This is a genomic window from Cellulomonas sp. ES6 (assembly GCF_030053835.1).
Lineage (GTDB): Bacteria > Actinomycetota > Actinomycetes > Actinomycetales > Cellulomonadaceae > Cellulomonas.
Window position 1 is genome coordinate 4042777 of record NZ_CP125655.1, and the last position, 11727, is coordinate 4054503.

Genomic DNA, 11727 nt, shown 5'->3' on the forward strand with positions numbered 1-11727 from the left:
GCCCGACCGGCCAGGCGTCCGCGCCACCCCGGCGCGCGGACCGTGTCGGTGGTCGGTGCGAGGCTGAGGTCGTCCGGGCGGGTCGTCCGGGGCCGCCGGACCTGCCGGAGCGGTCGCGGGAGGCCATCCGGACACGGTACGGGTTGACGCGTTCGAACAGGTGTTCGATACTGGGTGGGTCGAGAGAAGGAGGTGCGCGATGCCGGTCAGGACCCTTCGTGCCCCGCGGGGTGCGGCGCCGGGGCTCTCGGGCCGCACGGCCGAGCTCCTCCAGCGCGCGGACGCCGAGCTCGTGGCCGCGCAGTTCTCGACCGAGCCGTGGGAGCAGTTCACGCACGCGCACCTCGCCGCCCTCCGTGCCGGCGCCGCCGTGCTGGCCGAGCGCCAGCCGCTGTCGGGTCGCCGCGCACCGCGCACGGTGTGGGAGCTGCTCGACGGCGTCGCTCCGGAGCTCGGCCGCTGGACGGGCTACTTCGCGGCCGGCGCCGGCCTGCGCGCCGCGGTGGACGCCGGCCGGTTCGACGCGGTGAGCGCCGAGCGCGCGGAGCAGGTGCTGTGCCACGCGGAGGACTTCCTCGACATCGTGCGCGCCCAGCTCGAGGACGCCGCTGCCGTCGGTGAGGCGCGCGCCGGATGAGCCGGGGCCCGCGGTCCCAGGACGCGCGGCGGGACTGGGGCACCGAGGAGGACGGCTGCTCGATCCTGCATGTCGACATGGACGCGTTCTTCGCGTCGGTGGAGCTCGCCCGGCGTCCGCACCTCCGTGGCCGTCCGGTGGTGGTCGGGGGCTCCGAGCGGTCGGTGGTGCTGGCCGCCACGTACGAGGCGCGCGCGTTCGGGGTCCACTCCGCCATGCCCATGTCGGCCGCCCTGCGGCTGTGCCCGCAGGCGGTCGTCGTCCCGCCGGACCACCAGGCGTACCGGGCGGTCTCCGAGGGTGTCATGGCGATCCTGCGGGACGTCACCTCGCTCGTCGAGCAGGTGAGCGTGGACGAGGCGTTCCTCGACGTCGGCGGCGCCCGGCGGCGGCTCGGCAACCCCACCCGCATCGCGGCGCTCATCCGGGAGCGCGTCCGCGCCGAGTACGGCATCACCTGCTCGGTCGGGGTCGCCGCCACCAAGTTCGTGGCGAAGCTGGCGTCCGGTCACGCCAAGCCCGACGGCGTGCTCCTCGTGCCGAAGGCGGCGACCGTGGCGTTCCTGCGGGTGCTGCCCGTCGGTGCGCTGTGGGGGGTCGGTGACCGGACGGCCGCGTCGCTGGAGCGCTGGGGGATCCGCACCGTCGCCGAGCTCGCGGACAGCGACGTCGCGACGGTGCAGCGCGCCGTCGGGCGGGTGGCCGGCGCGCACCTGCACGACCTCGCGTGGGGGCGGGACCCCCGCCCGGTCCGCCCGGGCCGGGAGGAGAAGAGCGTCGGGGCGGAGGAGACGTTCGCCGCCGACGTCGCGGACGTGCGGGTGGTCGAGAGCAAGGCGCTGGAGCTCGCCGACCGGTGCGCGGGCCGGCTCCGGGCGCAGCACCTCGCGGCGCGGACCGTCGCGATCAAGGTGCGCACCGCCGACTTCCGGACGCTGACGCGCTCGCGCACGCTGCCCCAGCCGACCGACGTCGGGCGGGAGATCTACCTGGCGGCGCGGGACCTGCTCGCGGGGGTCGACCTGGGCGGTCTCCCCGTGCGGCTGATCGGCGTGCGGGCGGAGGGGCTGGTCCCGGCCGAGGACGTCGTGCGGCAGCCGACGCTCGAGGAGGCGGTGGCGGAGAACTCCGACGCCCGGCGCGAGGCGGAGCGCGCGATGGACCTCGTCCGGGAGCGCTTCGGACGGTCGGCGATCGGCGCGGGCACGCCGGCGGTCGGGCGTTCGGCGCGCACCGAGAAGGCCGCGGACGTGACGCCGGACGGGCTCGCCCCCGAGATGTCGTCCGCGTCACGGGTGAGGCGGGCCTCTCCGACTACCGACTTCCGCGAACGGCATCTATCCTGACGTGAAGAAGTCCCGACGGCGGAGCACGGGGGGTTGGAATGCCTCTCTCCGAGTACGAGCAACGTGTACTGGAGCAGATGGAGCGTCAGCTCACGTCTGACGATCCCCGGCTCGCGAACACGCTCACCTCGCGTGGGCGGAAGCCGGTCCTGCGGTACGTCCTGGGCGGCATCGGTGCCGTCGCCGGGCTGCTGCTGCTGGTGGGTGGTGCCGCCGCGTCCGAGGTCTGGCTCGGGGTGCTCGGCTTCGTCGTGATGTTCGCGTCCGTGGCGATCGCGTTCACCCGACCGCGCCGCAGCAGCGCCGCCGGCCCGACCGGCGTCGTCCGGCCCGACGGCAGCACGGCGCCGCGGCCCGCGCCGCGCAAGAAGGGCTTCATGAACCGCATGGAGGACCGCTGGGACCGTCGGCGGGACCAGGGCCGCTGACGCCCTCGCACCCGTCGCTGCGACGTGGTGCGGCCCGACGGTGCTGTCGCACACGCATGATCAGCGGTCGCGTCGGCCGCTGACGTCGGTGTCTGCTGACGTCGCCTCCTTCCTGACGTCGACGTGAGCAGACCGCGACATGTGCTCTTGTCGCCTCCTGCTCACGTCGCGGGCTGCCCCGTCGCCGGCTGCTGACGTCGCTGCCTGCCGCCGTCGCCGTCGCCGGCCGGCCGCTCAGCCCCGCGCCGGCAGCGGGTCGCCCGGCGCCTCCGGCCGGCTCCCCGTGCTGACGTCCGTCAGCACCTCCGCGAGCCACGCCTGCAGCTCGGCGGGCGCCGGCAGGCCGGGCTCCGGGGCGTAGCGCTCCCGCTCGACCGCGGTGGCGAGCGCGGCGAGCGCCTGCTCCGCCTCGGGGGACAGCGGGCGACCGCGGCGCTCCACCACCTGGTCGCGGACCGCCGCGGCGGCCTGCCGGGGCGTGTGCGCGTCGGACCACCCGACGCCCGCGCGCCGCAGGCGGTCCCGCAGCCGTCGCCACGCCGCCTCGGGGGTGAGGCGGGAGCCCTGCTGCTGCCGCCGGCGCAGCGCGATGCCGCCCAGCACACCGGCGGCGACGAGCACGAGCACACCGAGCGTGATGAGCGGGGCGGGGGTGCCGTCGGCGGTCGTCACCCCCGGGAGGCCGCCGCCGCTGCTCGACGCGGTGGACGTCGTGGTCGGGGTCGGGGCGGCGCTCGGTCGCGCCGTGCCGGTGGTCGGGGCGGTGTCCGGTGTGGTGGCGTTGAAGGGGTTGCTCCACGCGGGGGGAGGGCCGGTCTGGACGGCGGGGGTGGGCTCGAACCGCACCCAGCCGGTTCCGGGGAAGTACAGCTCCGGCCACGCGTGGGCGTCGGCGCCCGTGACCCGGTACGAGCGGTCCGACCCGAGGTCGCCCGGCAGGAACCCGACGCCGAGGCGGGCCGGGATGTCGAGCGTGCGGGCGAGCACGGTCATCGCGGTGGCGAACTGGACGCAGTACCCCCGCCGGCTCTGCAGGAAGTCCCACACGGCGTCGTCGCTGGTGCCGGCCTCGACGGACGTGTCGTACCGGAACTGCGTGCCGTCGCGGAAGTACGACTGCAGCGCGAGGGCCCGGTCGTAGGCGGTTCCCGCGCCGGCGGTGATCTCCGCGGCGAGGTCCCGCAGGTCCTGCTCGTGCTCCGTGCCGGGGACGGCGAGGTAGGCGTCGGCGCCGTCCGGGAGGTCGCCCGTGGCGGCCCGCAGCAGGTCCGCGTCGAGCGCCGGCACCTCGACGACCATGTCGTACCGGGTGCCCGCCTGCGTCCGGTCCTGGCCGACGACCTCGTCCCGCGCGGCGTCGTAGGACCAGCGGCCGTCGATCGCGACGGTGCGGGGGAACGTGCTCACCGGCAGGCGCTGCTCCCGCAGAGCCCCCACCTGGACGTCGACGGAGACCAGGGTGCCGCGCGCCGGGTCGGGCGCGGCGCCCACGAGGCCCGGCGTGGAGGACAGCAGCCCCGCCCGGTCCCAGTCCGTGAGCTCCGCGCCGGGGTCACGCTGCCAGGACCGGCCGTCGAAGTCGCGCAGGGTGAACGAGCGCAGCGGTCCGACGAGCCCGGCGGTGGCGGCGGGGCGGCCGTCGGCCTCGGGGTCGACCGCCTCGACGGTGTAGCGCAGCACCACCTGCGAGGACTGCTCGCGCAGGCTGTCGCGCAGGTCCAGGTCGTCGGCGAGACGCACCGGCCCGACCGCGCCGGTGCCCACGTCGGGCAGGTCGAGCCACGACCAGGCGGGCACGGCCGCCACGACGGGTCCGGCCGCGAGCGTGACGACGACCAGGCCCGCGGCGCCGGCGAGGACCGTGGCGGCGCGCCGTCCTCCGCGGTCGCGGCTGACCGGTGGCTGTGCGAGCGCGAGCAGGACCAGGTAGAGGAACCCGGTCGCGGCGAGCGCCGCGGTGCTGCCGGGGAAGCCCAGGACGACGGCGGGCGTCCACACCGCGACGAGGGCCAGCCCGGTGAGCGCGGGCATGCCGCACCCGACGGCGAGCAGGTCCGCGGCGAGGAACACCAGGACGGCGGCGCCGACGATGAGCAGCTCGACGGGTGGGGGCACCGGCATCGGCACCACGGACACCTCGATGAGCTGGGCGGCCTGCGTGCCGAGCTGCCCCGCCCGTTCGAGGGTGCCGGGCCCGACGAGCAGGGCGTTGCCACCGGGCGGCGTCGCGTACCAGGCGAGCAGCGCGTACGCCGAGACGATCAGCGCGACCGTGGACGGCAGCCACGACGACCGGCTGACCGTGCGCACGCCGAGCACCACGAGCGCGGCGCCGGCGACGGCGAGCACGGCGTGCAGCGCCCAGGTGCTCCCGGCGAGCAGGCCCGACAGCGCGCCGAGCGCGGTGCCCGTCGCCGCCGCCACCACGGCCGTCGCGACGGGTGAGCGCCAGCCCCGCCGGAGCGCGCTGCCGCTCACGGCCGCCTCCGGGGGTGCCCGGACCGCGGTGCGGCCCTCACGTCGTCGCCCCGGTCAGCCGCCACCAGGCGGCCGCGAGGTCGGAGCCGGGCGCGGCTAGGACGACGCGCCAGCCCGCCCGGCGCAGGGCGCGGGCGGTGGCGGCGGCGGGCTCGTCGGCGTCGTCCCCCCGGACCACCGCCCAGGAGGGCCGGGTGCGGCTGACCTCGGCGAGCGCCGCGCGCCCGGCGCCGCCCTGCGCGCCCAGCACCGCCACGACCAGCCCGGACCCGCCGTCGGCCTCGTCCACGGCGCCGAGCTCGGCGAGCAGCGCGCGCTCCGCCGACGCGGGGTCCGGGTGCCCGGCGAGGTCGACGGTGGCGTCCAGGAGCTGCTGCGCGGCCGGCATGCCGACGTCGACGAGCCCGCGGTCGTCGGCCGGCGCCCCGGTGAGCAGGTGCGTGGGGTGGCCGGCCGCGCGGACGGCGAGCGCGACGGACGCGGCCAGGGAGATGCTCCACTCCAGCGCGTCGCCGGGGCCGGGCTGGTCGAGCAGCACGGTCACGGGGCGCATCCCGGCGCGCTCGTCGGAGCGCACGACGAGCTCGCCGCGCCGGGCGCTGCTCGGCCAGTGCACGCGGCGCAGGTCGTCGCCGACGCGGTAGTCGCGCAGCGCGGCGTCGTCGGACGCGGGGGAGCGCGCGCCGACGACGGACCGCTCCGGCTCGGCGACCAGCAGCTCGCGCGGGACGGGCAGCTCGACGACGGCGGGCCACACAGTGACCGTCTCGCGCGCGCCGAGCGTGGCCCGCACCTGCGCGACGCCGAACGGGTCGGTGCGGGTGACCACGAGCGGTCCCAGCGCCCACCGCCCGCGGCGGGTGGCCTGGACGGGGTAGCGCAGGCGCACGGCGCGCGGCTCCCGGGAGACGGCGGCGCGCAGCGGCCGGCCGCCGGACAGCTCGACGGCGGCCTGCTCGCGCAGCCGCAGGTCGGTCAGCCGTGCGCGCGAGGCGCCACGGGCCAGGGCGACCTCCACCTGCACGTCGGCGGTCCGCCCGGCGTGCACGGGGTCGGGCCGCACCGTCCGCCGCGTCCGCAGCGCGTTCCCGCGGCCCGGGTCGACGACGCCGACGGCCGCCAGGCCCAGCAGGACGAGCAGCACGGGGAGCGTGCCGAGCGTGAGCAGGTCGGTCGAGCCGAGCCCGGTGCCCGCCGCGGCCACCACGAGGCCCGCGACCACGAGGCCCACCCCCCGGCGGGTCGGGCGCAGGCGCATCAGCCCGCGGCGGTCCGGTCGCGGACGGCCGCGCGCGCCGGGGCGGGCACCGCGGTGCGCGCCACCAGGTCGCCGATCACGTCCTGGCCGGTGCGGCCGGACAGCCGCGACTCGGCGCTGAGGATGACCCGGTGCGCGAGGACGGCGACCGCCAGGTCCTGCACGTCGTCGGGCAGCACGTGGTCGCGCCCGGCGACCGCCGCGAGGCCCTTGGCGGCGCGCAGCAGCTGGATCGCGGCGCGCGGCGAGGCACCGAGGCGCAGCGCCGGGTCGGCACGGGTCCCGCCGACGAGGTCGACGACGTACTGCTTCACCGCCGCCGAGGCGTACAGGTGGCGGGTGGTCGTGATCAGGCGCGTCACCTGCGCCGCGTCCGTCACGGCCGAGAGCCCGTCGAGCGGGTCGGCGGTCTCCTGCAGGTCGAGCATCGCGACCTCGGCCTCCGCGGTCGGGTAGCCGACCGCGAGCCGCGCCATGAACCGGTCCCGCTGCGCCTCGGGCAGCGGGTACGTGCCCTCCATCTCGACCGGGTTCTGCGTCGCGACGACGAGGAACGGCCGCGGCAGCGGGTAGGTCCGCCCGTCCACCGTGACCTGCGCCTCCTGCATGGACTCCAGCAGGGCGGACTGCGTCTTCGGGGAGGCGCGGTTGATCTCGTCGCCGATCACCACGTGGGAGAACACCGGACCGGGCCGGAACTCGAACTCGCCCGTCTGCGCGCGGTAGATGGTGACGCCGGTGAGGTCGCTCGGCAGCAGGTCGGGGGTGAACTGGACCCGGCCGACGGTGCAGTCGATCGTGCGGGCCAGCGCCTTCGCGAGGGTGGTCTTGCCGACTCCGGGCACGTCCTCGAGCAGCAGGTGACCCTCGGCGAGGAGCACGGCGACCGCGGTGCGGACCAGCTCCGGCCGGCCGCTGACGACGCGGTCGATGCCGGCGCGCATCCGGTCCGTCACGGTGATGAGCTCGTCCATCTCGGACGCGCCGGGCACGGCCAGCGGCATGGGACCCCCTCGGTCGACTGGGGGAAGCCTAAGCGCCCGCGCTGGTGGGCGGGAGGTCGGCGGCCTCGGCGGGATCCGCACGGCTCGCGCCGGCCCCGGGTGGGGCGTGTCCCCGGGGAGGCCCGGCGGCGCGGCCGGGGCGCTCCACTTCCCTCCCCGGGGAGGGAGGGGCCGGGCGGTGGCAGCCGTGGGCCGGGGGGCGAGCGAGACGCCGCGAGGCGCTGACCTGCGACGACGCGGTGCGGTGCCCGCGGGGACCGGGCCGGGCGGCCGCCGGATCCCGGCCCTTCGCCACGCGGGACGCGTCATGTCCTCCACCGCGCTCCACCGGCCCTGACCTGCGCAGACGGCTCAGGTTCACCCGTCCGGCGCCGATCTCACAGGTACAGGTGGAGTGAAGTGGAGTACCGTGGAGCCACGGGGTGCCAGCGGGTGCCTCGAGCGCGGTCCGGGGGAGGTGGGCGACGTGGGGTTCGAGCAGGCGCTGGCCGGCCTCGGTGCCTCCGTGCCGTTCCTCGGGACCCACACCCCCAAGCTCGACGACAAGGGGCGGCTGATCCTCCCGGCCAAGTTCCGCCCCCAGCTCGCGCAGGGCCTGGTCATGACGCGCGGCCAGGACCGCTGCCTGTTCCTGCTGCCGCTCGACGAGTTCGCCCGGATGCACGACAAGCTGCGCCAGGCCCCCGTCACCAGCAAGCAGGCCCGCGACTACCTGCGCGTGTTCCTGTCCGGAGCCTCCGACGAGGTCCCGGACAAGCAGGGGCGCGTGTCGATCCCGCCGATGCTGCGCGCCTACGCCGGCCTCGACCGCGACGTCGCCGTCATCGGCGCCGGCACCCGCGTCGAGGTCTGGGACCTCCAGGCCTGGGAGACCTACCTGGCCGCGCAGGAGGCCGGCTACGCGGAGACCGCCGAGGAGGTGTTCCCCGGAGCCTTCTGACGCATGACCACCGCCCGGTGAGACCTCCCCCCGGCAGCTCTGACGCACTTCCCCGGCGTCAGAGGGCCGGTGGGGGATCTGGTCGGACGGCGGAGGGGCCGCCCGACCACTTCCGTGCCCCGCACCAGCACCACCCGCACCACCCGCACCACGCGCACCACGCTGACCAGCCCGCCCGAGAGGAGGCACGCATGTCCGAGCACGACGCCGCGTCGCGGCACACGCCCGTGCTCCTGCAGCGCTGCCTCGACCTGCTCGCCCCGGCGCTCGCCGCGCCCGGGTCGGTCCTGGTCGACGCGACGCTCGGCATGGGCGGGCACAGCGAGGGCGTGCTCGCGGCGCTGCCGCACGTGCGGGTCGTCGGCGTGGACCGCGACCCGGAGGCGCTGCGGCTCGCCTCGGCGCGGCTCGCGCCGTTCGGCGACCGGTTCACCCCGGTGCACGCCGTGTACGACGAGATCCCCGAGGTGCTCGAGCGGCTCGGCCTCCCCGGCGTCCAGGGCGTGCTCATGGACCTCGGCGTGTCGTCGCTGCAGCTCGACGAGGCGGAGCGCGGGTTCTCCTACGCCCAGGACGCCCCGCTGGACATGCGGATGGACCCGACCCGCGGCCGCACCGCGGCCGACGTCCTCAACACCTACGACGAGGCCGAGCTGACCCGGGTGCTGCGCGAGTACGGCGAGGAGCGGTTCGCCGGTCGCATCGCCCGCCGCATCGTGCAGGCGCGCGCGACCGCGCCGGTGGAGCGGTCCGGCCAGCTCGTGGACCTGGTGCGCGCGGGCATCCCCGCCGCGGCGCGCCAGACCGGGGGCAACCCCGCCAAGCGGACGTTCCAGGCCCTGCGCATCGAGGTGAACGACGAGCTCGCCGTGCTCGGGCGGGCGGTCCCGGCGGCGGTCGAGGCGCTCGTCGTCGGCGGGCGGATCGTCGTCGAGGCGTACCAGTCGCTGGAGGACCGGCTCGTGAAGCGCGCGTTCGCGGCGGGCGCCGAGATCAGCGCGCCGCCCGGGCTGCCCGTGGTGCCGGAGACCCACGCCCCCTACCTGCGGCTGCTGACGCGCGGCGCCGAGGAGGCCGACGCCGCGGAGATCGCCCGCAACCCGCGCTCCCAGTCGGTCCGGCTGCGGGCCGCCGAGCGGCTGCGGCCGACGCCGGAGCACCTGCGTCCCGGCGCCGGTGCCCCGCCCCACGGCGCCCGCGGACGCGGCTCGCGCCGCACCGAGACCGGCCGCCGCACCGACACGACCCGCACCACCGGACCGAGGAGAACCGCATGAGCGCCGAGCAGGCCGCGGCGCGCGCCCCGCGCGTCCACCCCCGTCCGTCCACCACCCCCGCCGCCGCCCCCGCGCGCCCCCGGCTGCGCGTCGTCCGGCCGCCGGCGCAGGCGCGCACGCACGTGCCGTTCGTCGTCACCTGCATGGCGATCCTCGCGGCGGCGCTGCTGGCGGCGCTGCTGCTGAACACCCAGCTCGCCGCCGGCGCGTACGCGACGCGCACGATGGACCTGCGGCTCGCCGAGCTGGCGCGCACCGAGCAGTCGCTGTCGGCCGAGCTCGACGCGAACAAGGCGCCGGCGCACCTGGCGGAGCAGGCGACCGCGCTCGGCATGCAGCCGGCGGGGTCCACCGCCTGGCTGCGGCTCGCGGACGGCACCGTCCAGGGGGCGACCGGAGCCGGCCAGTGAGCACGCCGCCGCGCCGGACGCCCGCCCCGGCGGGGCCCGCCCGCCCGGCCGGCGTCGCGCGCCGCGTGCCCGGCACCTCCGCGCCGCGCGTCCCCACGCAGCGGGGGCCGCGTCGCGCCGCCGTCGCCGGCGGGCCCAGCATCACGCTGCTCAACCGCCGCCGCACCGTGCTGGTCGTCGTGGTGGCGCTGCTGCTGACGGTGTTCTCCGGCCGGCTCGTGTGGCTCCAGGGCGTGCAGGGGCAGGCGATGGCCGCGGAGGCGCTGGAGAGCCGCCTGACGAAGGCGACGCTCGTGGCCTCGCGCGGGCAGATCACGGACGCCGAGGGCGAGGTGCTCGCGACGTCCGTCGACCGGTACGACATCGAGGCCAACCAGCGGCTGATCCGCACCTGGTCGGCGAAGGTCGACGGCACCACGTACACGGGCGCGGCGGGGGCGGCGCAGCTCCTGGCGCCGGTGCTCGACGCGAACGTCGCGGAGCTCGGCGCGAAGCTGGACGGCGACAAGGGCTTCGTCTACGTCGCCAAGAACGTGCTGCCGGAGGTCTGGCAGGCGGTCGCCGAGCTGCGTATCAACGGCATCACGGCCAGCCAGGTGGCGGACCGCGTCTACCCGAACGGCAACCTCGCGGGCAACCTGCTGGGCTGGGTCAACGCCGAGGGGACCGGCGCCACGGGCGTCGAGGCGGTGCTCGACGGCGAGCTCGCCGGCACCCCGGGCAGCACGACGTACGAGCGGGGGCGCGGCGGCCAGCAGATCCCCGGCGGCTACCAGGAGTCGACCCCCGCGGTGGACGGGCGCAGCGTGCAGCTGACGATCAACGCGGACATCCAGTGGAAGGCGCAGCAGGCCATCGAGCAGCAGGTCGCCGCCACCGGTGCGGACTCCGGGTCCATCGTCGCGCTCAATACCAAGACCGGCGAGGTGCTCGCGATCGCCGACTCCCGCACGGTCGACCCGAACGACCCGGGCAAGACGCAGGACCTGTGGAGCGGGTCGAGCGCCGTGTCCGACGTGTTCGAGCCCGGCTCGACGGCGAAGGTCATCACGATGGCGGCGGCGATCGAGACCGGTCTCGTCGACCCGTACAGCCAGTTCGAGGTGCCCTACCAGTACACGACGCCGAACAACCAGACGTTCAAGGACTCGCACGAGCACGCGGGGCTGCGCCTGACGACCACCGGCATCCTCGCGGAGTCGTCGAACACCGGCACCGTCATGATCGGGCAGAACATCCCGCAGCAGGTCCGGTACGACTACCTGTCGAAGTTCGGCTTCGGCGCGCGGACCGGCATCGAGCTGCCGGGGGAGTCGCCCGGCATCCTGCACCCGTCCGACGACTGGGACGGCCGGTCCAAGTACGCCGTGCTGTTCGGGCAGTCGCTCTCCGTCACGGCGCTGCAGGCCACCGAGGTGTTCGCCACGATCGCCAACGGCGGCACCCGCATCGCGCCGCACCTCGTCGCGGGCTGGACCGAGCCGGACGGCACGTACACGCCGGCCGAGGCACCGGAGGCGACCCAGGTGGTCTCGCCGGAGACGGCCGCCACCGTGCTCAGCATGATGGAGAGCGCCGTCGACGAGGGCACCGGCTCGGCGGCCGCCATCCCGGGCTACCGCGTCGCGGGCAAGACCGGCACGGCCCAGTCCTGGCGCGCCGACGGCTCGCAGGGCATCTCGGCGTCGTTCATCGGCGTGGCCCCGGCCGACGACCCGGCCATCGCGGTCAGCGTCGTCCTGCACAACCCGCGCACGTCGGAGTGGGGCGGCACCGTCGCGGCCCCGGTGTTCTCCGAGGTGGCCGGCTACGCCCTCACGGAGCTCGGCGTGGCCCCCAGCGGCACCCAGCCCGAGCTGTTCCCGACGACCTGGTGAGGCGGGCGTGACCACCGTCACGGGCGGCCTCCCGGTCGCGGGTCCGACCGCCCCTCGCGGTAGCCTCGTGCC

Annotated in this window: 10 protein-coding genes; 7 read left to right on the forward strand and 3 right to left on the reverse strand. The window is 76.6% G+C overall.

The genetic code is table 11. The features are described from left to right. The first annotated feature begins 199 nt into the window (after nucleotides 1–199). The 3 genes from P9841_RS18615 to P9841_RS18625 are packed head-to-tail and all read left to right on the forward strand — an operon-like array spanning nucleotide 200 to nucleotide 2411. The gene (locus P9841_RS18615) at nucleotides 200–637 is read left to right on the forward strand and encodes an SAV_6107 family HEPN domain-containing protein (RefSeq protein ID WP_222169670.1); all 438 of its coding nucleotides are present in this window, start codon (nucleotides 200–202) and stop codon (nucleotides 635–637) included. Further along, nucleotides 634–1983 (forward strand): DNA polymerase IV, encoded by a 1350-nt coding sequence (dinB, locus tag P9841_RS18620; RefSeq protein ID WP_283320045.1) that lies wholly within the window; start codon nucleotides 634–636, stop codon nucleotides 1981–1983. The genes P9841_RS18615 and dinB overlap by 4 nt, the downstream gene beginning before the upstream one ends. Nucleotides 1984–2021: 38 nt before the next feature. Next, on the forward strand, nucleotides 2022–2411 hold the full coding sequence (locus tag P9841_RS18625; RefSeq protein WP_283320046.1) for an SCO2097 family morphological protein: 390 nt from the start codon (nucleotides 2022–2024) through the stop codon (nucleotides 2409–2411). Nucleotides 2412–2645: 234 nt separating this feature from the next. On the opposite strand, the gene P9841_RS18630 is transcribed toward P9841_RS18625, so the two are convergent. The 3 genes from P9841_RS18630 to P9841_RS18640 are packed head-to-tail and all read right to left on the reverse strand — an operon-like array spanning nucleotide 2646 to nucleotide 7151. Further along, nucleotides 2646–4889, reverse strand: a complete 2244-nt coding sequence (locus P9841_RS18630; protein ID WP_283320047.1) for a transglutaminase TgpA family protein — start codon at nucleotides 4887–4889, stop codon at nucleotides 2646–2648. A 37-nt stretch (nucleotides 4890–4926) separates the two neighbouring features. Continuing rightward, complete coding sequence (locus tag P9841_RS18635; RefSeq protein WP_283320048.1) at nucleotides 4927–6111, reverse strand: DUF58 domain-containing protein; 1185 nt, start codon at nucleotides 6109–6111, stop codon at nucleotides 4927–4929. Between the two features lie 35 nt (nucleotides 6112–6146). Continuing rightward, the gene (locus P9841_RS18640; RefSeq protein WP_283320049.1) at nucleotides 6147–7151 is read right to left on the reverse strand and encodes an AAA family ATPase; all 1005 of its coding nucleotides are present in this window, start codon (nucleotides 7149–7151) and stop codon (nucleotides 6147–6149) included. A gap of 505 nt (nucleotides 7152–7656) precedes the next feature. On the opposite strand from P9841_RS18640, the gene mraZ reads away from it, so the two are divergent. The 4 genes from mraZ (at nucleotide 7657) to P9841_RS18660 (ending at nucleotide 11655) form a co-directional block, all read left to right on the forward strand. Further along, nucleotides 7657–8091, forward strand: coding sequence for a division/cell wall cluster transcriptional repressor MraZ (gene mraZ, locus P9841_RS18645; protein ID WP_283322019.1), 435 nt, complete (start codon nucleotides 7657–7659; stop codon nucleotides 8089–8091). 191 nt (nucleotides 8092–8282) lie between these two features. Further along, the gene (gene rsmH, locus P9841_RS18650) at nucleotides 8283–9368 is read left to right on the forward strand and encodes a 16S rRNA (cytosine(1402)-N(4))-methyltransferase RsmH (protein ID WP_283320050.1); all 1086 of its coding nucleotides are present in this window, start codon (nucleotides 8283–8285) and stop codon (nucleotides 9366–9368) included. Next, a complete protein-coding gene (ftsL, locus tag P9841_RS18655) occupies nucleotides 9365–9778 on the forward strand; it encodes a cell division protein FtsL (RefSeq protein WP_283320051.1) in 414 nt (137 codons plus the stop codon). Before rsmH ends, ftsL begins: the two co-directional genes overlap by 4 nt. After that, nucleotides 9775–11655: a peptidoglycan D,D-transpeptidase FtsI family protein gene (locus P9841_RS18660; protein ID WP_283320052.1), complete on the forward strand. Its 1881-nt coding sequence runs from the start codon at nucleotides 9775–9777 to the stop codon at nucleotides 11653–11655. Before ftsL ends, P9841_RS18660 begins: the two co-directional genes overlap by 4 nt. Nucleotides 11656–11727: the final 72 nt, after the last annotated feature.